Annotated in this window: 15 protein-coding genes; 8 read left to right on the top strand and 7 right to left on the bottom strand. The window is 64.0% G+C overall.

Annotated elements, in window-relative coordinates:
* Positions 1–95: 95 nt before the first annotated feature.
* From A3AC_RS0111240 to A3AC_RS0111220, 5 genes are all read left to right on the top strand, one after another.
* A complete protein-coding gene (locus tag A3AC_RS0111240) occupies positions 96–497 on the top strand; it encodes a DUF4399 domain-containing protein (protein ID WP_025598929.1) in 402 nt (133 codons plus the stop codon).
* Between the two features lie 236 nt (positions 498–733).
* Positions 734–2,704 carry an ATP-binding cassette domain-containing protein gene (locus A3AC_RS0111235; RefSeq protein ID WP_025598928.1) on the top strand — a complete coding sequence of 657 codons (1,971 nt, stop codon included), beginning with the start codon at positions 734–736 and terminating at the stop codon, positions 2,702–2,704.
* A gap of 406 nt (positions 2,705–3,110) precedes the next feature.
* Positions 3,111–5,096 (top strand): DNA topoisomerase IV subunit B, encoded by a 1,986-nt coding sequence (locus A3AC_RS0111230; RefSeq protein ID WP_025598927.1) that lies wholly within the window; start codon positions 3,111–3,113, stop codon positions 5,094–5,096.
* Positions 5,097–5,150: 54 nt separating this feature from the next.
* Positions 5,151–7,475, top strand: a complete 2,325-nt coding sequence (gene parC, locus A3AC_RS0111225; protein ID WP_025598925.1) for a DNA topoisomerase IV subunit A — start codon at positions 5,151–5,153, stop codon at positions 7,473–7,475.
* A 409-nt stretch (positions 7,476–7,884) separates the two neighbouring features.
* Entirely contained in the window at positions 7,885–8,343 is a 459-nt protein-coding gene (locus tag A3AC_RS0111220; protein ID WP_025598924.1) for a CopD family protein, read from the top strand.
* A 130-nt stretch (positions 8,344–8,473) separates the two neighbouring features.
* On the opposite strand, the gene A3AC_RS0111215 is transcribed toward A3AC_RS0111220, so the two are convergent.
* The 6 genes from A3AC_RS0111215 to A3AC_RS0111190 all read right to left on the bottom strand — a co-directional run bounded on the left by A3AC_RS0111215 (position 8,474) and on the right by A3AC_RS0111190 (position 16,447).
* Positions 8,474–9,682: a chromate transporter gene (locus A3AC_RS0111215; protein WP_025598923.1), complete on the bottom strand. Its 1,209-nt coding sequence runs from the start codon at positions 9,680–9,682 to the stop codon at positions 8,474–8,476.
* 207 nt (positions 9,683–9,889) lie between these two features.
* A complete protein-coding gene (locus A3AC_RS0111210; RefSeq protein ID WP_025598921.1) occupies positions 9,890–12,238 on the bottom strand; it encodes a bifunctional diguanylate cyclase/phosphodiesterase in 2,349 nt (782 codons plus the stop codon).
* 613 nt (positions 12,239–12,851) lie between these two features.
* The gene (locus A3AC_RS0111205; protein WP_025598920.1) at positions 12,852–13,754 is read right to left on the bottom strand and encodes a PhzF family phenazine biosynthesis protein; all 903 of its coding nucleotides are present in this window, start codon (positions 13,752–13,754) and stop codon (positions 12,852–12,854) included.
* A gap of 198 nt (positions 13,755–13,952) precedes the next feature.
* Entirely contained in the window at positions 13,953–14,417 is a 465-nt protein-coding gene (locus tag A3AC_RS0111200) for a RidA family protein (RefSeq protein WP_025598918.1), read from the bottom strand.
* A 59-nt stretch (positions 14,418–14,476) separates the two neighbouring features.
* The gene (locus A3AC_RS0111195; protein ID WP_025598917.1) at positions 14,477–15,673 is read right to left on the bottom strand and encodes an aminotransferase-like domain-containing protein; all 1,197 of its coding nucleotides are present in this window, start codon (positions 15,671–15,673) and stop codon (positions 14,477–14,479) included.
* A 75-nt stretch (positions 15,674–15,748) separates the two neighbouring features.
* Positions 15,749–16,447 (bottom strand): VOC family protein, encoded by a 699-nt coding sequence (locus tag A3AC_RS0111190; protein WP_025598916.1) that lies wholly within the window; start codon positions 16,445–16,447, stop codon positions 15,749–15,751.
* 364 nt (positions 16,448–16,811) lie between these two features.
* Here A3AC_RS0111190 and A3AC_RS0111185 point away from each other — a divergent pair, with 364 nt between their 5' ends.
* Positions 16,812–18,272, top strand: coding sequence for an aminotransferase-like domain-containing protein (locus A3AC_RS0111185; RefSeq protein WP_025598915.1), 1,461 nt, complete (start codon positions 16,812–16,814; stop codon positions 18,270–18,272).
* A gap of 161 nt (positions 18,273–18,433) precedes the next feature.
* Positions 18,434–20,332, top strand: a complete 1,899-nt coding sequence (gene htpG / locus A3AC_RS0111180; protein WP_025598914.1) for a molecular chaperone HtpG — start codon at positions 18,434–18,436, stop codon at positions 20,330–20,332.
* Positions 20,333–20,524: 192 nt separating this feature from the next.
* Here htpG and A3AC_RS0111175 read toward each other — a convergent pair whose 3' ends face one another.
* Positions 20,525–20,794, bottom strand: a complete 270-nt coding sequence (locus A3AC_RS0111175; RefSeq protein WP_025598913.1) for a hypothetical protein — start codon at positions 20,792–20,794, stop codon at positions 20,525–20,527.
* A gap of 285 nt (positions 20,795–21,079) precedes the next feature.
* On the opposite strand from A3AC_RS0111175, the gene A3AC_RS0111170 reads away from it, so the two are divergent.
* Positions 21,080–22,954 carry a hypothetical protein gene (locus A3AC_RS0111170; RefSeq protein ID WP_025598912.1) on the top strand — a complete coding sequence of 625 codons (1,875 nt, stop codon included), beginning with the start codon at positions 21,080–21,082 and terminating at the stop codon, positions 22,952–22,954.
* The last annotated feature ends 7 nt before the right edge of the window (positions 22,955–22,961 follow it).

Raw genomic sequence — 22,961 nt, 5'->3', positions numbered from 1 at the left:
CAGCCGCCAAAGCTCGTCACGCACTGCGTGTATGCTGCTCACTCGCAGCGGGACTGCGTATCTGTGTGGCTCGTGTTTCTAACCAGGAGAAGACGATGTTCAAAACCAAATGGTTGACCGGCGCGGCACTGGCTGGATTGCTGGCGGCATCGGGTGCGGCGCAGGCGGCAAGCGTGTCCTTTGTGCAGCCGACGGACGGCGCGACCGTCAGCAATCCCGTCCACGTGGTGTTCGGTCTGGACGGCATGAAAATCGCGCCCGCCGGCACGATGACGGACGGCACCGGCCATCATCATCTGTTGGTGGACGGCAAGCCGTTGTCCAAAGGCGAGGTGATTCCCGCCAACGACAAAGCGCTGCACTTCGGCAAGGGCCAGACGGAAACGGATCTCACGCTGCCGCCGGGCGACCATACGCTGACGCTGCAATTCGGCGACGGCGCGCATCGTTCCTATGGTCCCGAACTCAGCAAGACCATCACCGTGCATGTGAAGTAAGCGCACCGCGCCAAAGTCTCGAGTGGCCGGGCGTGGATCGGCAGCGCCCGGCTGCGGGCTCGCGCTCGCCCGGCTTGCAGCGGGCATGCAGGCCGTTCGCTTCGGTTCGTTGCAAGGACATTGGCGCTGGCTGTCGCGAGGCGCGTTTCGTCCTATATCTTCAGGCCTCCAGGCACCGGCGCGCGCGCCCGGTACAATGAGCAGTTCCGAGTCCTCGCTGTCTTCTCCAATTCTCCATGTCGCTTTACACCATTACCGGAGCCCAACTGGCGTTCGGTCACGTCGCGTTGCTCGATCACGCGGACTTCTCTCTTGAAGCGGGCGAGCGGGTCGGGCTGATCGGCCGCAACGGCGCGGGCAAGTCGTCGCTGCTGAAAATCGTCGCCGATCTGACGAAGCCCGATGACGGCCTCATCACGCGCCAGCAGAATCTGACCACGGTGTACGTGCCCCAGGAGCCCGAGTTCGACCCGGACGACACTGTGTTCGACGCCGTCGCAGCGGGCCTCACGCACGCCCGCGCGCTGCTCGACGAATACGACGCGGTCGCCAACCAGCTCGCGGACGAACCAGAAGGCGCGCAGCACGACGCGCTGATGGCGCGCATGAACACGCTGCAATCGTCGCTGGACGCAGCGGACGCGTGGAACTGGAGCACGCGCGTCGCCACCACGCTGCAACAGATCGGCCTGAATGGCGAGGCGCGCGTGGGTTCGCTGTCGGGCGGCATGCAAAAACGCGTCGCGCTCGCGCGTGCGCTTGTCGTTCAGCCAGACGTGCTGCTGCTCGACGAGCCGACCAACCACCTCGATTTCGACGGCATTCGCTGGCTTGAAGATCTGCTCGTGTCGCAGCGCGCGGCGCTCTTGTTCATCACCCACGACCGCGCGTTTCTCGACCGTGTCGCAACGCGCATCGTCGAGCTGGATCGCGGGCGTCTGCTGTCTTACCCGGGCAACTTTTCGGCTTATCAGACGCGCAAGGCGCAGCAACTCGAAATAGAGCGCGTCGAAAACGACAAGGCCGACAAGCTGCTCGCACAGGAAGAAGTGTGGATTCGCAAGGGCGTCGAGGCGCGCCGCACGCGCAGCGTCGGGCGGATCGCGCGGCTCGTCGAAATGCGCAAGCAGCGCGCCGAACGCCGCAATGTGCAGGGCAACGTCAAGCTCGACGTCGGCCAGGGCGAGAAGTCCGGCAAGATCGTCGCGGAACTGACGGACGTGACCAAGCGCTACGGCACGCGCACGGTGATCGACCGCTTCACCGCCACGGTCATGCGCGGCGACAAGATCGGCTTTGTCGGCCCGAATGGCGCGGGCAAGACCACGCTGCTGAAAATCATCCTCGGCGAACTGAAGCCGGACGAGGGCACGGTGCGCGTCGGCACCAACCTGCAGGTCGCGTATTTCGACCAGATGCGCGCGCAACTGGACCTGGAAAAAAGTCTCGCCGACACCATCAGCCCGGGCAGCGAGTGGGTCGAGGTGAACGGCCAGAGAAAGCATGTCATGAGCTATCTCGGCGATTTTCTGTTCGCGCCGGAGCGCGCACGTTCGCCGGTCAAGTCGCTGTCGGGCGGCGAGCGCAACCGTCTGCTGCTCGCGCGCCTTTTCGCGCGGCCCGCCAACGTGCTGGTGCTCGACGAACCGACCAACGACCTCGACATTCCTACGCTCGAACTGCTCGAGGAACTGCTCACCGACTACGACGGCACGGTGCTTCTCGTGAGCCACGACCGCGCGTTTCTGGATAACGTGGCCACCTCTGTGATCGCGTCGGAAGGCGGCGGCAAGTGGCGCGAGTACGTGGGCGGCTTTACTGACTGGCAGGTGCAGAGCGAGCGCTCGCAGCAACTCGCGCTTGACGCGCAGAAAGAGGCGAACAGCAACGCGGCGAAAGAGGCGGGGAAAGACGCATCGAAAGACGCCAGCAAAGACGCGCCTGGCAAGGACAGTTCAGCAGGCCGCAACGCGCCGCGCGCGGCCAAGCTGTCCTTCAAGGAGCAGCGCGAACTCGAGGCGCTGCCGGAGAAAATTGCCGCGCTCGAGGCCGAGCAGAAATCCATCGGCGCGCAACTCGAAGACGGCTCGATTTTCGCGAAGGACCCGCAGGAAGGCGCGCGTCTTTCCGAACGCTACGCCGCGATCGACGAAGAACTGCTGGTCGCGCTCGAACGCTGGGACGAACTCGAAAACCGCCGCAAATGACGCGCCATGCGCTGACGTGCCGGGCCGTCGGCACATTCGCTGGCGCGTTGGCGGCGGCTTGTCCGGACGGCCAGTCGCGTGCGCTGTGAATTGCCGCCAGGTTCGAAATCAGTAAAATACCCCGCGAACCGGGCTTCCCCGGCGTTTTCACCTGCGGCGACGCTGCCCGGCTACACGGGCGGTAGCGATGCGATGCAGCGCCGGATCCGACAGCGCGCACGAAGGCCAGCGCGGCAATCGCGCGGCAAACGTGCGGTAGCCCTGCAACAAAACAGCATGCCCGCAGTGCGGGCACCCCACCTAACCACGTTGTTTCGTTTCGCTTTTTTTAAAAACTCAACGCATTGTCCACGGACTTATGAACAGGACCTGTGGACAACGATGAACCGACGCACCCGAGTCAACCATGTCTACGAAAAAGCCAAACGCCGCGTACAGCGAAGCGTCGATCAAGGTGTTGAAGGGTCTCGAGCCGGTCAAGCAACGGCCCGGCATGTACACCCGCACCGAGAATCCGCTGCACATCATTCAGGAAGTTATCGACAACGCGTCGGACGAAGCCCTTGGCGGCTATGGCCGGCAAATCACGGTCACGCTGCATGCGGATCATTCAGTGTCGGTCGAAGACGACGGCCGCGGCATCCCCTTCGGCCTGCATCCCGAAGAAGGCGTGCCGGTCGTCGAAATCGTATTCACGCGCCTGCACGCGGGCGGCAAGTTCGACAAGGCCGCTGGCGGCGCGTATACGTTTTCCGGCGGCCTGCATGGTGTGGGTGTGTCGGTCACCAACGCGCTGTCCACGCGCCTCGACGTCACCGTGTGGCGCGACGGCAAGGTCGCCGCGCTGAGCTTTGCCAACGGCGACGTCGCGAAGCCGCTCGAAGTGCGCGCAGCCGCCAAGGGCGAAAAGAAATCGGGCACGCGCGTGACCGCATGGGCGAACCCCAAATACTTCGATTCGCCGAACCTGCCGCTCGGCGAACTGCAACGTCTGCTGCGCTCGAAAGCGGTGCTGCTGCCGGGCGTCGAAGTCACGCTCGTCAATGAAAAGACCGGCGAACAGCAAAGCTGGAAATACGAAGACGGCCTGCGCGGCTATCTGCTCGAAGGCATGAACGGCAGCGACCTGCTGATTCCGCTTTTCGAAGGCGAGCGTTATGCCGAAAACTCGCGGGCGAGCGAAGAGACGTTTGCCGAAGGCGAGGGCGCCGCGTGGGTCGTCGCGTGGAGCGAGGAAGGGCCGCTTACGCGCGAGTCGTACGTCAATCTGATCCCGACGCCCGCGGGCGGCACGCACGAATCGGGTTTGCGCGAAGGCTTGTATCAGGCGGTCAAGAGCTTCGTCGAGTTGCACAATCTGCAGCCGAAGGGCGTGAAGCTCCTCGCTGAAGACGTGTTCGCGCGAGTCTCGTTCGTGCTGTCCGCCAAGGTTCTCGACCCGCAATTTCAAGGGCAGATCAAGGAGCGTCTGAACAGCCGCGACGCGGTAAAGCTCGTGGCGTCGTTCGCGCGGCCCGCGCTCGAATTGTGGCTCAACCAGCATGTCGAGCACGGCAAGAAACTCGCGGATCTCGTCATCAAGCAGGCGCAGGCGCGCACGCGTGCCGGCCAGAAGGTCGAGAAGCGCAAGAGCTCGGGCGTGGCTGTGCTGCCGGGCAAGCTGACCGATTGCGAATCGACGGAAATCGGCCGCAACGAATTGTTCCTCGTGGAAGGCGATTCGGCGGGCGGCTCCGCGAAAATGGGCCGCGACAAGGAATATCAGGCGATCCTGCCGCTGCGCGGCAAGGTGCTGAACACGTGGGAAACCGAGCGCGATCGACTCTTTGCCAATAACGAGGTGCACGATATTTCGGTGGCTATCGGCGTAGATCCGCATAGCCCGGACGACAAGGTCGATCTGTCGAATCTGCGCTACGGCAAGATCTGCATTCTGTCGGACGCGGACGTCGACGGTTCGCACATCCAGGTGTTGCTGCTCACGCTGTTCTTCAAGCATTTCCCGCAATTGATCGAGCGTGGCCATGTGTGCGTCGCGCGTCCGCCGCTCTTTCGCGTCGACGCCCCCGCGCGCGGCAAGAAGCCGGCGCAGAAGCTGTACGCGCTCGACGAAGGCGAACTCGAAGCGATTCTCGACAAGCTGCGCAAGGACGGCGTGCGCGACACGCAATGGTCGATCAGCCGTTTCAAGGGCCTCGGCGAAATGAGCGCCGAGCAACTGTGGGACACCACGATGAACCCGGACACGCGGCGTCTTACGCCGGTGGCGCTCGGCGAGCTCGACTACGACACCACGGTCGCGCGCATGACCATGCTGATGGGCAAGGGCGAAGCGGCCTCGCGGCGCAGCTGGCTGGAAGAAAAGGGTAACGAGGTCGAAGCGGACATTTGAGCGGCACAAGCGCTCCCGCACGAAACTTCACGCCAAACACGATACGGATTCTAGATGGACGACGATAACACTCTCGACCTTTTCACCGAGCCGCCGCCGCCCGAAGGCGACTTCCTCACGCTCGGCAATTACGCGGAAGGCGCCTATCTTCAGTACGCAGTGAGCGTGGTGAAGGGGCGCGCGCTGCCCGACGTCTGCGACGGGCAAAAGCCGGTGCAGCGGCGCATTCTGTACGCGATGAACGAGCTCGGCCTGAGCGACAACGCGAAGCCGGTCAAGTCGGCGCGCGTGGTGGGCGACGTCATCGGTAAGTATCATCCGCACGGCGATCAGTCGGCGTACGACGCGCTGGTGCGTCTCGCGCAAGACTTTGCGATGCGCTATCCGCTGATCGACGGGCAGGGCAACTTCGGTTCGCGCGACGGCGACGGCGCCGCGGCGATGCGCTACACCGAAGCACGCTTGACGCCGATCTCGAAGCTGCTGCTCGACGAGATCGATCAGGGCACGGTCGACTTCATGCCCAACTACGACGGCGTCGAACAGGAGCCGCGGCAACTTCCCGCGCGCTTGCCGTTCCTGCTGCTCAACGGCGCCTCGGGCATCGCCGTGGGTCTCGCCACCGAGATTCCGTCGCACAATTTGCGCGAAGTCGCGGCCGCCACGGTCGCCATGATCCGCAATCCGAAGATCGCGCACGCGGAGTTGATGCAGCACATGCCCGGGCCTGACTTCCCCGGCGGCGGCCAGATCATTTCGAGCGAGACGGAAATCTCGGCGGCCTACGAAACGGGCCGCGGCAGCCTGAAGGTGCGCGCCCGCTGGAAGATCGAGGACCTCGCGCGCGGCCAGTGGCAACTGGTCATCACCGAATTGCCGCCGAACACGGCCGCGCAGAAGGTGCTAGAGGAAATCGAGGAGCAGACCAATCCGAAGATCAAGCTCGGCAAGAAGGCGCTTACGCCCGAGCAACTGCAGGCGAAGCAGACCATGCTCGGCCTGCTCGACGCGGTGCGCGACGAGTCCGGCAAGGACGCGCCGGTGCGCCTCGTGTTCGAGCCGAAGTCGAGCCGCATCGATCAGACGGAGTTCGTCAACACGCTGCTCGCGCATACGAGCCTCGAATCGAATGCGTCGCTGAATCTGGTGATGGTGGGCGGCGACGGCCGGCCGCGTCAGAAGGGCTTGAGCGAAATCCTGCACGAGTGGATCGCATTCCGCTTCGCGACGGTCACGCGTCGCACGCGGCATCGTTTGACGAAGGTGGACGACCGGATTCACATCCTCGAAGGGCGGATGATCGTCTATCTGAATATCGACGAAGTCATCCGCATCATTCGCGAATCCGACGAGCCTAAGGTCGCGCTGATGGCCGCGTTCGGGCTCTCGGATCGTCAGGCCGACGACATCCTTGAAATCCGGCTGCGTCAGTTGGCACGGCTCGAAAAGATCAAGATCGAGAAGGAACTCGCGGAACTGCGCGACGAGAAGGCCAGGCTCGAGGAACTGCTCGGCAGCGAATCGGCGATGAAGCGCCTGCTCATCAAGGAAATCGAAGCCGACGCGAAGCAATACGGCGACGAGCGCCGCACGCTGATCCAGCAGGAAAAGCGCGCGACGTACGAAGCGCGCGTGATCGACGAGCCGGTCACGGTCGTGGTTTCGCAAAAGGGTTGGGTGCGCGCGCTGAAGGGTCACGGTCTGGATACGGCCGGCTTCACGTTCAAGGCCGGCGACGGTCTGTACGCGGCGTTCCAGTGCCGCACGCCGGACACGCTCGTCGCGTGGGGCAGCAACGGGCGCGTCTATTCGGTCGCGGTGGCGTCGCTGCCGGGCGGCCGCGGCGACGGCGTGCCGGTCACGTCGCTGATCGAGCTCGAATCGGGCAGCCATCTGATGCATTACTACGCGGCTTCGGCGGATCAGGCCTTGTTGCTCGCGTCGAGCAACGGCTTTGGCTTCATCGCCAAGGTCGGCGACATGGTGAGCCGCGTGAAGGCAGGCAAGTCGTTCATGACCATTGACGCCGGCGCCGCGCCGCTCGCGCCGATGCCGATGTTGCCGGACGCGACGCAGGTCGCGTGTCTGTCGTCGGCCGGGCGCCTGCTGGTGTTCGGCATCGACGAAATGAAGACGCTCTCGGGCGGCGGACGCGGCGTCACGCTCATGGCGCTCGACGAGAAGGAAACGTTGGTGCAGGCGCTCGCCATCAATGCCGCGGGCGTCATGCTGATCGGCGCGCGTCGCGGCGGACGTCTCGACGAAGAAAAGTTGAGCGGCGCCGCGCTCACCGCGCATGTCGGCAAGCGGGCCCGCAAGGGCCGCGCGCCTGAGAGCAAGCTCAAGCTCGAAGGTATGCGTCCCGTGCTGGCCGGCTGACGAAGATTCATGCTGGAAACGGCCGGCGTCTGCTAGCATGCGAGACGCTGGCCGCGTGCAGTAGGTGAAAGCAATAAGCGCGGCCGGTGAGTGAGTGCGGCAGTGAGCGGAACAATACGCGCCGCGGCAAGCACAGCTAACAAACCCAGCTAACAAACGCAGCAACTAGCACAGCATCAAGCGCAATGCATCGCGCGGCAGATCCGGGGCGGCGTTGCGGTGTCGAGTCGAAGTGCCAGGTGTCGGTACATCGTCGAAACATCGGGCGCGCTGCAATAACAACAAGAAAAACGACGGTAGCCATGGGCGTTTCGGAACTGCACGCAGCACGTGCGGTCGAACGCGCTCAATAGCCGCTGCTCATAGCGTTTCGCACAAGCGGCGCGGCATCGTCGGAGAGGAATACACCATGAACAAGGCTATCGAACTCGCGCTCTTTCTACATCTGCTCGCGGTCGCGGTGTGGGTGGGCGGGATGGTCTTCGCGCATTTCTGCTTGCGCCCGGCAATGGCCGATCTTTCGCCGCAATTGCGCCTGCCGTTGTGGGAATCGGTGTTCGGCCGCTTCTTCAACTGGGTGGCCGCTTCGGTGCTCGTCATTCTGGTGACGGGCGGCTTCCTGCTGATGCAATTCGGCGGCGGTCACGCCACGTGGCCGCTGCATGCAATGGCTGGCATCGGCATTGTGATGATGCTGATCTTCGGGCATATCCGCTTTGCCGTCTTTCCGCGCATTCGCCGCGCGGTGCAGGCGCAGAAGTGGCCTGACGGCGCACAGGCCGTCGGCACGATCCGGCGTCTCGTGCTGGTCAACATCGTGCTGGGCGTGGTGACCGTCGGCGTCGCAGTGCTTTCCCGCGGATTCTGAGGGCGCGTGCGATTGATTGCGTCGTCGTCGGCTGGCGCGTGATTTACCAGGCCGCGGCCGGCCAGCAAGCCATTTACGAAAGCGCTGCCAGCCGGCGCGCTATTTCCAAAAGCGTCGCCGCTAGCCGAGTCTAGCCCCAGGCGCCATACGCCAGCCACAACCCGCATGCCGCGGCCACGGTGCCGTACACCGCATACACCGGCAGCTTGAGCTTGGCGAAGCACATCGCCGAGAACAAGGCGGTGATCAGATAGACCGGTTGCAGCGGCACACGTCCGGCGATACGCAGCACGGCCACCGCGAGGAAGGCGGTCGTGACCGCGCGCAGAATGCGCATGCCATGCTCGAATCGCGGATTCATCTTCAACTGATGCAGATGCCGCTGCGCCAGTACGACGAGGCATCCCGACGGAACGAACAGGGCGAGCGTGGCCAAAAGCGCGCCCGCCCATCCGTCGACGAGATAGCCGAAGAACGGCACTACATTCAGAAGCGGTCCGGGCGAGATCGGCGATAGCGAAAAAGCCAGCGTGAAGTCGTTGTCCGAAATCCCTATGGTCGGCGTGACGAACAAGGTCTTGAGCACCGGCAGCGCGGAAAAGCCGCCGCCGAACAGCGTCATGCCGGCACCCGCGAGGCGCGGCCATAGCAGGGCGAGATCGTAGCGATGCGGCAGCGGCAGAGCGAACAGCAGCACGAACACGCACAGCATGCCGAGTATCTGCCAGTCGCCGCGCGCAAACGACACCACGAAGCGCGCGTTGCGCACCGGGCTGACCGCCCAGCCGGCGCCGAACGCCGCGCTTAGCATCAGCACATAAGCGGCGGGGCTGTGCGCGAAGAAAAGCGCAAAGCAACCGACCACCGCCGCGGCCCATTCGAGCTTGCCGCGAACCAGCGCGCGCGTCTGCTTATACCAGGTGATGCCGATCAGCGTCGCCAGTACGACGCTGAAATGATTGAGCAAGGTTTGCGACGCGGCGGCGCGCACAAGAGGCGTGCGGTAGAAGATCGCGAAGAGCGTCATCAGCATGAAGAAGGGCAGCACGCTCGCGACGCCCGCGACCCATGCGCCGGCGCGTCCGCGCAGCGCGTGTCCGAGTTGCACGGCGACGTTGCAGCCCACCGGTCCCGGCACCATCCACGCGAGCGCAATCAGATCGGAGAACGCGACGCGCGAGAGCCGCGCCTCGCGCTCGACATAATGATTTTCGAGCTGCGCCATCAGCGCAAGGCCGCCCCATGACAATGCGGACAGGCCGAACACGACCTTGAACAGCGTCCATAGCGGTTCCCGCTCCCCTCGTCTTGTCGCATCGTGGCTTGTTATCGTCTGCATGGCGCCGCGGGCGCCCGGTGTGCGGGCGCCCGTCCTGTGGATCCTTTGATGTTGCGCGCGGCCGGCCGGTCCGACGGCGTCGCGCGAGAACGCGATACAGCGAGAATGTAGCCGGTTTTGCGCGGCCGCGGTATCGACGGACCTGTCAAGCCGCCGCGTTGCGCGAAGCCCTCAGCCAGGGTGTCCGGCATATCGGGCACGCACTGCCTAACCGTTCGTGCTGGCGCTCGTGCTGTTCGCTTCCTGAATGGGGCGCCGGCCGTTCATGCCGCAGACGCCGAAACGTTCGAGCAGCGCAGGAATCGCCTCGACGGGAACGGGGCGCGAAAACAGAAAGCCTTGCGCCTCGATATGGCCGAGTGCGGCGAGCCACGCAATCTGCTCTTCGGTCTCAGTCCCTTCGACCACCACCGTGAGCCCGAGCGAGCGCGCCAGATTGACGATCGCGGTGACCATCACGCACACGCTGCGATCGCCCGGAATGGCCTGGACGAACGACCGGTCGACCTTGAGCGTGTCCACCGAGAACCGGTTCAGATACGAGAGCGACGAATAACCGGTGCCGAAGTCGTCGAGTGCGATTCGCACGCCGAGGCGCTTGAGCGCAAAGATCTTTTCGGAGACGAGTTCCGGATACTCCATCATCGCCGTTTCGGTGATTTCGAGTTCCAGGCGGCGCGCGGAAATGCCGCTTTCCTCGATCGCGTGCGAGACCGTTTCGTACAGATCGCCGCGCCAGAATTGCACGGCCGAAATGTTCACCGCCAGCGACAACGTGTCGTAGCCTTGCTGCTGCCATATCGCCAACTGGCGGCAGGCGGTTTCGATCACGAAGTCGCCGATCGGCACGATCAGGCCCGTCGACTCCGCAACGGGAATGAATTCGTTGGCCGGAATCAGACCGTGCTGCGGATGATTCCAGCGCACCAGCGCCTCGAAACCGGTAATGCAGCGGCGCGTCAGATCGATCTTCGGCTGATAGGCGAGAAAGAGTTGTCCTTCGGCGAGCGCGACCCGCAACTGCTGCTCCCACTTCATCAGATGATCCGCGCGATGCGACAGTTGCGGCGAATAAAACTGATAGCAGTTCTTGCCCGCGTCTTTTGCGCTGTACATCGCGAGGTCGGCTTTTTTCAGCAGGTCGATCTCGCTCTCGTTGGCGACCGAGTAAAGCGCGATCCCGATGCTCGCATGCAGCACGAACGAACTGCCGCGCACTTCGAACGGTTTCGAGAACGCTTCGGCCGCCGCTTCGGCAAGCGCCACGGCGCGTTTCTCGACCTCGTCGCCCTTGATCACGACGACGAACTCATCGCCGCCTATGCGGCTCAACGTGCCACCGTCCGCGACCGCGGTGGCGAGGCGCGAGGCCGTCATTTGCAGCACGATGTCGCCGGCGTTGTGACCGAGCGTGTCGTTGACGGTCTTGAAGTTATCGAGGTCGATGAACAGGATCGCGAGGTGGCCGAGGTTGGCCGGCTGCGCCACCTCTTGCCGCAGCGTGCGCAAGGTGGCGTAGCGATTGCGCAAGCCGGTCAGCAGATCGTATTCGACGAGATGCGTCATTTCTCGCTCGCGGCCTAGCAGCTTGCCGATCAAACCCGTTGCCACGGCGAAGAAGCTCAGCATGGCGAGCGAGATGAAACCCGCCATCAGCAGATAGACGTTGCGCGTGTGGTTGTAGTCGGCGAACTCCTCGGCTTGAGAGAGACCCACGAGCACGCCGAGCGGATAGCCGTCGATATGCCGGTAGGAGACGATGCGCGTGACGTTGTCGATCGAATCGACATAGGTGCCCGACACATGCTCCGAAGTCGGATACGAACCGCTTGCCGAAAACGTGCCGGTCGCATTCACGACGCTGCCGGTGCGCCGCGCGAGCACCGTGCCGTTGTCTGAAATCACCGCGATCACGCCTTCGCGGCCGATTGCCGCGTTGTTGTAGAAGTCGCTCGTGAAATAGCTCGGGTCTTCGGACACCACCACGACGCCCGCGAACGTGCCGTCCGGATGATTGAGACGGCGCGTCATCTGCAGGGTCCAGTGACCCGACACGCGGCCGAGTACAGGCTTGCTGATATACAACTGGTCGTCGTTTTCGTGCTCGTGGACCTTGAAGTGCTCGCGGTCCGACAGATCGATGCGCTTGGGATTGAGCTCGGCCGTGTTGGCAATCAGCTTGCCGTGCTCATCGATCAACGAGACCTGCACGAGCGTCTCGCTTTGCACGACGCCCTTTTCGACGGTGTTGGTCAGATCGAAACGTCCCGGCGTTTTCTCGAACTCGTATTTGACGAAGCGCGTAATCTGATCGACCTGGTGAATCGCCTTGATCGTATGCTGTTCGAGCGCAGCCGAGAGAATCGCGGCAGACGCCATGGCTTCGCGGTACGTGGCTTCTTTTTCGACCGAAAGACGCGCGAAGATGACCGTCCAAAGGAGAATCAGCACGAGTACGCCGAGCGCGGGAATGGCGAGCAACGCGCGGCGCCGCGATGCTGCGGGATCGCGACGGCTTTGGGATTCGCGCTGGTCGGAGAAGCGGGTTTTGCTCATCAGGCGGCCCGTACCCAGTTGCCGGCCGGTTGCGAAGACGCGAGGGTCGACTGCGCTGTTTTCATGGGTGGCTGCATGGAGTTGCCGCAACTGCTGCGCAAGAAGGGGCGTGGCTTGGCGCTGATCGTTCGCACTTTGTCAGGTACGTTTCGATATTACTTAATGCGACTGGATTAAGGAAGGGTCCGGGCATCGGGTATACGCGGGCGCAGTCCGAGACCGTAAGGAAGCTGTTTTGCTGCCCGTTTTCCGGGCTGTTTTCCGCGTTTTTCCGGACTTCGTTCCGAGGCGTGCCCGGCCGCCGGTCGGGCGGCAGATCAGGGCATGCGCGGGATCGTACGCTGGCGGTCATTATGTTCGAATAGTCCATCGGGTTCGGCGTTCCGGCATGGCGCCTTGCGCACATGACCTTTTCAGGCGTTTCGTTATGCAAGCCGCATCGCGCAAATGCGGCCCGCGGCTTTTATGGCAAACCTGGTCAAGCGTAGTTCAAGCGTGACTAAAAGAAGTAAACCGCGTCCGGGTTATCGTCACCGGCTTATCGTCGCCGGGTTGCGGCAGCGTTACCGTTGCTGCTGCAAAGTTAGCGGGACGGAAGCAAACGACGGGCCGGTCATGGCATCCGGAACGTACCGTCGACCACCGTCACCGATGACCCGCCAATCCACGTCTTGCCGTTGGCGTCGTCATAACGCACGAGGACCTGGCCCGCGCGTCCGAGCGCAGTGCCCTGGCGCGCGGTATAGCTGGCGCCGGGCCGCAGATTCTGCGCGCTCAGCAGACCCGCGAGCGCGGCATTCGCACTGCCGGTAACAGGGTCTTCGCCGACGCCGAACGCGCCGCCCATCATCAGGCAGCGCACCTCGAAGGTGGCGGGGCCGCCCGCATCGTGCGGACCATACGCCGCGACGCCGTGCGCGCCGACCGACTGCACGATTTGCGCGAGCAGCGCCGGGTCCGGTTCGAGCGCGAGACAATCGCGCGCCGAATTCATCCGCACCACGAGCCACGGCGCGCCATTGTCGACGGCACACGGCGCGGCCCTGAAGTCTATCGCGTTGCTACGTAAAGCCGTAGAAAGTGCCGGGTATTGTAGTTCTGGCAGCGGCGCGATCCGCGCGGGCGGCGCGGCAAAGGCCCACGCTCCCTCGGCGCCGCTTGCGCTTTCGCCCAAGGCCTGCAATTCGACGAGCCCCACGCCGCATTGCTGCACGAGCCTGCCCGGCTGCTTCGGCCGATAGCCGCTTTCGAGGAGCGCATGCGCGGTGCCGAGCGTCGGATGTCCCGCGAACGGTAATTCGCCGTGCGTCGTTAATATGCGCACGCGATAGTCGGCGGCCGGCTCCGTGGGCTGCGACAGGAAGGTCGTTTCGGACAGATTCGTCCAGTGCGCGATTGCCTGCATCTGATCGGCGCTGAGCGCGTCGGCGTCGAACACGACGGCGACCGGATTGCCTTTGAACGGTACAGACGTGAATACGTCCACCTGTTTGAAACGAACTGTGTTGGCGGGCATCGGGCGTGGTCCGGCGATTCCTGCGGTTGGTATGGTTCGCGGATTCTATCCGCTGCCGCCCGAACGATCTACCTCGCCACAAATGGAAAACGCGCCGCGGGTACTTGCACCCCGCGACGCGTTCTGTTCAGCGCCCGGCCGAGCCGGCCCGGCTATGGCGAAACCTGGTGGCCCGGCCTGACAATGCGTGAGGCTGCGTTACTCCACTTCCGCGATCATCTCGATCTCGACGCATGCGCCGAGCGGAATCTGCGCGACGCCGAATGCCGAGCGCGCATGCTTGCCGCGCTCGCCGAACACGTCGGCGATAAGTTCCGACGCGCCGTTCGTGACCAGATGCTGCTCGGTGAAATCGAGCGTGGAGTTGACGAGGCTCATCAGCTTGACGATGCGCTTGACGCGATTCAGGTCGCCCACGTGAGCGTGCAGCGTGGCCAGCAGATCAACGGCGATGGAGCGTGCCGCAGCCTTGCCGTCTTCGGTGCCGAGGTCGGCGCCGAGCTTGCCTGCCCACACCTTGCCGTCTTTCTTCGCGATGTGGCCGGACAGGTACACGGTGTTGCCGCTTTGCGCGCTCATCACATAAGCGGCAGCCGGCGCGCCGGCGGTCGGCAATTCGATGCCCAGTTCCTTGAGCTTGTCGTAAACATTCGTTTGAGCCATGTTGTCCTCGGTCGGTAGTGAAAAACGGAGAAGCGTGTTGTGCGAGCGGGCGGTTGGGTTTAGACCTTCGCGCGGATCAGCGCGGCGAGACGCGCCACGCCTTCGTCGATCTTTGCGGGCGGCACCGTGACGAACGACAGCCGCAGCGTGTTGTGCTGCGCCTCGTTCGCGAAGAACGGACCGCCCGGCACGAACGCGACATTCTGCGCGACGGCTTCTTCCAGCAGCTTCGTGCTGTCGATCTGCGCGGGCAGGTTCACCCAGATGAACATGCCGCCTTCCGGGCGATTCCATTTCACGCCTTCGGGCATGTAGCGCTCGAGCGCGGCCAGCATCGCCGCGCACTGGTCGCGATACAGCTCGCGAATGGTCGGCACGTGCGTGTCCAGAAAGCCGTCCTTCACCACTTCATGGACGATGCGCTGCGTAAAGCTCGGCGTATGCAGATCGGTGGCCTGCTTGGCCTGCACGAGTTTGAAGATCAGTTCTTCGGGCGCGATGATGTAGCCGACCCGCAGGCCCGGCGCCAGCACCTTCGAGAACGAACCCAGATGGACGATGTGATCGGGCGCCATCGAAAGCATGGTGGGCAGCGGTTCGCCGGCGTAATCGAGCGCGCCGTAAGGGTCGTCTTCGATCACCGGGAAAGGCGCGGTTTTCGCGAACTCGGCGAGCGCGCGGCGGCGCTCGACCGGCAGACGGCGCCCGGTCGGGTTCTGGAAATTCGGTTGTGCGTACAACAGGCGCGCGCCGGCGGTGAGTTCAGGCGTGAGTCCTGCCGGGATCAGCCCGTTGTCGTCGGTCGGCACCTGGACGTAGCGCGGTTCGTACATCGAGAACGATTGCAGCGCGCCGAGGTAAGTTGGGGTCTCGACCAGCACGGGGCTTTGCGGACACACCAGCACTTTGCCGAGCAGATCGAGCGCCTGCTGCGAGCCGGTCGTAATCAGCACCTGCGTTGCGCGGATCTGCGCGCCGTTTACCGAATAGCGTTGCGCAACCCACTCGCGCAGCGGCGCATAGCCTTCGGTCGCGCTGTACTGGAGCGCGGCGGCGGGCGTGTCGCGCAGAATGCGGTCGGACGCTTCGCGCATGCGCTCAGCAGGGAAGGTGGCCGGCGAGGGCAGGCCGCCCGCGAACGAAATGACTTCGGGCCGTTCCGTGACCTTCAGAATCTCGCGGATCGCCGAGCTGGTAAGCTTGCGTGCGCGTTCGGACAATTGCCACGTGGGGGCGTTCAAGTCGCTTTGGTCCATGGTCTCCTCTGCTGGTGTCTCTGGAACCGGTCAAAACTTCGATTATCGCGCGAGTCGGCGACCCGCGCGCGCTGCTTATTTAAGGGTCCGTAGACCGCCCGGCGTTTCGAACTCGGCGACGAGCGCAGCCGGGCCGTTCGTCGTTTGCAATTCGATCAGATGCGCGGCTCCTAGCCACTGCAACTGCGCCGCGACCGTGCTGGCTTGCGGATGCAGGCCTTTCAACGCCTTGAGCGCGATGCCGCTGTCCGGCAATAGCGTCGACGGATGCCGCGCCGTGTCCCACTGAATCAGGGACGGCAGCACGCCGTCGCCGACACCCTGCCAGGCCGGGAAGGCGCCGTCGTCCGGCACCGATAAGCCCCACGCGAAGTCGCCGCGCGTGAGCGGCACGATCGGCGGGATGCGCTGCGGATATTGCGCTTGCCACGTCGGCAAATGCTTCGGCCGGTCGACCCGGACCACCCAGTGCGACAGATACGGGCCGTTTTCGAGGCGCGCGCGGGTGGCCGCGTCGTCGAGCGCGAAAAGACGCGGGCGGGGCGCGGCGCCTTGGGACGCGTCGTGGGTAGCGTCGGCGTGCGGATCGATGGCGATCACTTCCAGGTAGGCGCCGCCCCACAGGTTCAGCAGCCGGTTGTGCGTGCGCATCGACGGATGCGCGCCGCCGCCGGCCGGCTCCGCGCCGAGCATGTCGGCGACGTACTGCGCGCCCTCGTCGAGGGTGCGGGCGGAAACGACCAGATGATCGAGACGAAGCGGATGTGCGGTCATTGCGAATCGGGGAAACAGGTTGCTACGGTAGGCCGGGCCCGCGCCGCGTGCCGCTTGCGGTGGGCGCCGGGGTCGTAAGCATAACCGTTCGCGCGCGGGCTTTAGCGGCGGACGGGCCGCTGTGCAGGTCGAGCTGGGGAATATAACGCTGCATGCTTCGCACTCGGCCTGGCGCCCCGCGGTATTTGCCGCTTCGGATGCCGGTCCCGACTGGAGCTGGCCGTGGTTTTGCGGTAACGCAGAATCCCCGTCAGGCTGATGGCCCTTGCGCGCGGCGCCATGATCTGTATCAAATGTAGCGGCGGCGACCGGCACAGTAACGGTACAATCGACTCGATACCGTTCGGTACAGTTGGAGCCCGTCATGTCCGTCCCGCTTACGCAGATTCCCGCCCCGCACGACACGGCGTCGCTGACGCTGGTCGAGCAGCTCGTGCAGTGGGCGCGCCGCCGGATCGAGGAGCGCGTGTTCCGCCCCGGCATGCGCATGCCGTCCATCCGCAAGCTCGCGTTGGACAAAGGCGTGTCGCGTTTCACCGTGGTCGAGGCATACGAGCGGCTCGTCGCCCAGGGTTACCTGGAGTCGCGGCGCGGCTCGGGTTTCTTCGTGCGCGAGCGACTGGCGGGCGCGGCGGGCGCCGCAGTCGCGGAAATTCGCCCTGCCGCGCAGGCGTCGGCGCCGGCCACCATCGACGTGGTCTGGCTGCTGCGCAACATGCTGCACACCGGCGCGCGGCCGGAGCGCAGTCCGGGGCTCGGCTATCTGCCGGCACGCTGGCTCGACGGCGAGCTGATCACCAACGCGCTGCGCACGCTTGGGCGGCAAAGCGGCGCGCAGATGCTCGGCATCGGCACGCCACTCGGTTTTCTGCCACTGCGCCAGCAATTGCAGACTCGTCTTGAGGAGCTGGAGATCGGCGCCTCGCCCGATCAGATCGTGATGGTATCGGGCATCACGCAGGCCATCGACCTGATCTCGCGCATTTACGTCAAGCCGGGCGATTCGGTGATCGTCGGCGATCCGGCGTGGTTCCAGATGTTCGGGCGGTTCGCGTCGCAGGGCGCGCGGCTCGTCGGCATGCCGTACACGCCCGAGGGCCCCGACCTGGACGCGCTCGAGTCGCTCGTGCAAACCTGGCGGCCGAAGATGCTGGTGATCAACTCCGTGCTGCAGAACCCGACCGGCACCTCGCTCACGGCGGCGCAGGCATTCCGGATTCTGCGGCTCGCGGAGGCCTACGACTTCATCGTCGTGGAAGACGACATTTACGGCGATCTGTGTCCGCCAGGCTATGCGGGCACGCGGCTCGCGAGCCTCGACCAGTTAAAGCGCGTGATCTACCTGGGCAGTTTTTCGAAGACGCTCGCGCCGAATTTGCGGGTCGGGTTTATCGCGTGCGCGCCGGAGGTGGCCAAAGCGGTCAGCGACCAGAAGATGCTGGTCGGCATGACGAGCCCGGAACTCAACGAGCGCGTGCTGTACAAGATCCTCACCGAAGGCCACTATCGGCGCCATGTCGAGCGGCTGCGCGCGCGGCTCGACGGGGTGCGCGAAAAATCCATGCGGATGCTGGAAAAGACGGGCCTCAAGCTCTTTTTGACGCCGACTGCGGGCATGTTCGTGTGGGCCGACACCGGAGTCGACGCCGACGGGCTCGCCGCGGCCGGTCATGAGGCCGGCTTCCTGCTGACGCCCGGCAGCCTTTTTTCGCCGCAGCAATCGCCCACCACGTGGATGCGCTTTAATGTGGCCAATTGCGGCGATCCGGAACTGGCGACGTTTTTGTGTCGTTACCTCGACGGCGTTGCGCGCCGCGCCTCTTGAAACTTTGTGGGGTCGCCCTTATTTAGGCCGACAATCTGCGGTTTGGGGCCGATGCACGCGACGCCGCGTGCCATTGGCCGCGGCGCCTCACACGGCGCCGCAGCCACATTCGCACAATCCGATTCGCACAACCCGATTCGCAACAGAGAGGAAGTCCGACCATGGCACAAGAAACCATGAGCTTTCAGGCAGAAGTCAAACAGCTTCTGCACCTGATGATCCATTCGCTGTACAGCAACAAGGAAATCTTTTTGCGCGAGCTGATTTCCAATGCGTCCGACGCGGCCGACAAGCTGCGCTTCGAAGCCATTGAAAACAGCGGGTTGTATGAGAACGACCCGAATCTGCGTATCCGCGTGTCGTACGACAAGGACGCGCGCACGGTCACGATCGACGACAACGGCATCGGCATGAGCCGCGACGAGGCCATCGCGAACCTTGGCACGATCGCGCGCTCGGGCACCAAGGAATTCTTCGGCAAGCTGTCGGGCGACCAGCAGAAAGACGCCGCGCTGATCGGCCAGTTCGGCGTGGGCTTCTATTCGGGCTTCATTGTCGCGGACAAGATCACGGTCGAGACGCGCCGCGCCGGTTTGCCGGCGTCCGAAGGCGTGCGCTGGGTCAGCTCCGGCGAGGGCGACTTCGCGGTCGAGACGATCGAGCGCGCCGCGCGCGGCACGACCATCACGCTGCATCTGCGTGCGGACGAGGACGAACTGCTGTCGTCGCATCGCCTGAAGTCGATCATTCAGCGGTATTCGGATCACGTCGCGCTGCCCATCCTGATGAAAAAGGAAGAATGGGACGCCGAAAAGAGCGCGATGGTCACGAAAGACGAGGACGAAACCGTCAACCAGGCTAGCGCGCTGTGGACCCGCGCGAAGAACGACATTACCGAAGAGCAGTACAAGCAGTTCTATCAGCACCTGTCGCACGACCACCAGGACCCGCTCACGTGGACGCACAACCGCGTGGAAGGCCGCAGCGAGTACACGCAGTTGCTGTACGTGCCGAGTCACGCGCCGTTCGACCTGTGGAACCGCGATCATCGCGGCGGGCTGAAGCTCTACGTGAAGCGCGTGTTCATCATGGACGACGCCGAGCAGCTGCTGCCGTCGTATCTGCGCTTCGTGAAGGGCGTGGTCGATTCGAGCGATCTGCCGCTTAACGTGTCCCGCGAAATCCTGCAGGAAAGCCGCGATGTCAAGGCGATCCGCGAGGGCGTGACCAAGCGCGCGCTGTCCATGCTGGAAGAGTTGGCCAACTCGGAGAACGAAGCCGACCGCGAGAAGTACGCCGGCTTCTGGAAGGAGTTCGGCCAGGTGCTGAAGGAAGGCATTGGCGAAGACTTTGCGAATCGCGAGCGGATTGCCAAACTCGTGCGCTTTGCGTCCACACATACCGAGACGCCGGAGCAGACGGTGTCGCTCGCCGACTACGTCGCACGCATGAAACCCGAGCAGACGAAAATCTACTATGTGACCGCCGACACCTGGCAGGCCGCAACGCACAGCCCGCATCTCGAGGTGTTCCGCAAGAAGGGCGTGGAAGTGCTGCTGCTGACCGATCGCGTGGATGAGTGGATGCTGTCGTTCCTGAACGAATTCGACGGCAAGCCGTTGCAAAGCGTGGCCCGCGGCGATCTCGACCTCGGCGCGCTGAACGACGAGGAAAAGCAGGCGCAGGAAAAGGTCAGCGAAGAACTGAAGCCGCTCGTCGAGAAGATGAAGGAAGCGTTGAAGGACAAGGCAAAGGACGTGCGCCTCACGTTCCGCCTGACCGATTCGCCTTCCTGTCTCGTTGCCGACGACGGCGAGATGAGCGGCTACCTGCAGCGCATGCTGAAGGCGGCGGGTCAGCAGGCGCCGTCGTTCCATCCGATTCTCGAGGTGAATCCGGAACACGCGCTGGTGAAGGGCTTGCACGCCGACAGCGCCAACTTCGACGACTGGTGTCACCTGCTGTTCGATCAGGCGTTGCTGGCCGAAGGCGGCGCGCTGGAAGATCCGGCGAGCTTCGTGAAGCGTACCAACGCGTTGTTGCTCGCACGCGCGAATTGAGCGTGATTGTGTAGTGTTGGGGGACCTGGCCGGCAGACCCAGTCCGCAGACTGGGCCGGCGGACGCAGCCGGCCCTCGCGCAATGTAGCAAATGGAATGCGCTGCTTAGGCAGCGCATTTTTTTTGCCTTGTGCCTTTCGTCTGCGTGTTACGGCGGGACGGACAAAGAACGGATTTCTCGCAGCACCTGCTTCAACGCTCGAATGTCAGCCCGTGCAAGTGCCGCACTTGTGCAAGCACACTGCCGGCCAACTCTTTTGCCTCGAAACTGGAGTGGTGATCGCCGAGCACTTTCGCCGCGAGGCTGCCGATCGCGGCGCTGGTTTGCTTCAAAGTGTGATGTTGCGCGAGCGCCGAGCCGGCTAGCTCTTTCTCGATATGCGTGGCGCCCTGACGATGCAATAAGCCCGACGCAAGATGCGCGATGCGGTCGGACGTTTCCTTCACGTTAGTAGTATTCAACCTGACTCCCTGCTGCTAGTTGTTGATTTGCTTGACGCCGCGGGCGTTTTTGAAACCGGGCGCAATTCATTATGGTTAACTAACTAAAACTTATCAACGACCATAAATTGAGATTGGTTTATGAGATGCGGCGCGCGGCATTATCTTGGGTAATCGCGCTTTTGAACTGGAGGCTTGAAGAACCGCACAGGTTCCGCAAGTCATTTTCTGTACAAGCTGGGCGCATCAAGGTGTGCTTTGTGATCCGGGCACACGCATGCGTGCCGCGGCATCTTCCGAATGTTTATGTCCGACTCCGCTCTGGCCGACCCGGCCGTTATGGTCAATGTGACAACCCGTCTCGAGACAGTGCATCTGCTATGGTCAATCTTGCGTGAGGAGGGTTGGGAGGCTGCCGTATCGCGCGCCGCCGAACTGGCGGCCGCAGGTGTGACGCCTCAATTGCACGCCGACCTGCATGCAAGCGCGGGGCACTTCGAGCAGGCGTATCAGAGCGCATCGCAGGGGCAAGCGGGGCCCAATGGGGCGCGCCATGCACGCGTGGCGCTATTCGCAGACGCGCTTGGCCGCGGCGAAGTCGCGCGGCATTACAGCGAAATGGCGGTCGCCGCGCAGCCGCTTGCCGAGACGCTCGAATGGACCGTCTGGCTGATCAACCACTGCGGCGCGCATTCGGCGGCGGCGCACATGTTGCGCGCCTATCAGCGGCGCGAGCCGCGCGACGCGCGCGGGCCGTGGTGGCTCGCCATTTCGCTTGGCGCGCTCGGCGGTCCAGGCGTGCGCGATGAGCGGCGCTCGGCGCTCGCGTACGCCTATGCACTCGATCCCGCCGTCGATCCCGCATTGCCTCTGCAATTGGCGCTGGCGTTGCGCGAGGCGCGCGACTGGTCCGCCGTCGAACAGGTCTGCCGCGAAGCATTGGCACGCAATCCCGCAGACGCCGAAATGGCCTGGCAGCTCAGTCACGCGCAATGGCAATGCAACGACGCCGCCGCGGCCGAGGCGACCATGCGTGGTGTCGACGCCGCGTCGCCGGGCAATGCGGACGTGCTCGCCGCCATCGGTTTCTATCTGGGCGAGCAGGCGCGCTATGAGGAAAGCGAGACCATGCTGCATGAAGCGCTCATGGCGAATTCGAACGCTGTTACGCCGGCGGTCGATCTAGCCGATCTCGAACTGCGGCGCGGCGCCTGGACAAGCGGCTGGCAGCGTTTCGAGGCACGTCTTTCACGCGAGGACCGCGAGCCGAACAACATCGTTTCAGTCATGGCGCGCTTGTGTCCGCGCTGGCATGGCGAGACGCTCGCGGGCAAAACGCTGGTGGTGCACAGCGAACTGGGCAATGGCGACGACATCCACATGGTGCGCTATGTGCCGCAACTCGCCGCGCGCGTGCGCGAGCAGGGCGGCAGGCTGGTGCTCTGTGTGCGAAAGTCGTTGCAAGCGCTGCTTGCGCGCTTCTACGACGACTGCGTATCGATCGAGGAGGGCCCCCTGGGCGCCCCGAACTACAGCTTGCCGCTCATGAGCTTGCCGCTCGTGCTGGATCTGCAGCCGCAGCAGGTGCGAGGCGACGCCTATCTTCATGCGGATGCTGGCAAGGTGGCCGCCTGGCGCAAGCGCCTGCGCGCGCACGCGCCGCAGGCGAGGCTGCACGTCGGGCTCGTGTGGGCCGGCAGTCCGACGCACCGCCGCGACCACAGGCGTTCGATTGCGCCCGCTGCGCTTGAGCCGTTGCTGTCGCTTGCCGATGTCGCGTTCTACTCGCTCACGCCAGGACGCATGGCCGAGATCGCTGTCATGACCGCGCGGGGTTATTCAGTGTGCGACATGACAGCGGACTACCCGTCAGGCTTCGACGATGTCGCCGCTCATATGGCTGCGCTGGATGCACTCGTCACGATCGACAGCGCGCCGCTGCATCTGGGCGGCGCGCTCGGGCGCCCGGTGTTCGCCATGCTCGATCACGTGTCGCATTGGGCGTGGGGCAACGAGGAGACGCAAGCCTGGTACGACTCGGTGGAACTGTTCAGGCAGCCGCAGCCCGGGCAATGGGCTCCGGTGGTCGAGCGAGTGACCGCGCGTCTGAAAGCGCTCATGGCTGCCGGCACAAGCAGCGCCAATGCGGGTCCAGTTGCCCTCCCTCTTGCAAACGGCTAGCGGCGAC

Origin of the sequence: Burkholderia sp. WSM2230 (assembly GCF_000472445.1) — a bacterium.
Lineage (GTDB): Bacteria > Pseudomonadota > Gammaproteobacteria > Burkholderiales > Burkholderiaceae > Paraburkholderia.
Note: the sequence above shows the minus strand (reverse complement) of the source record. Positions and strands in the feature narration are given on the sequence as shown.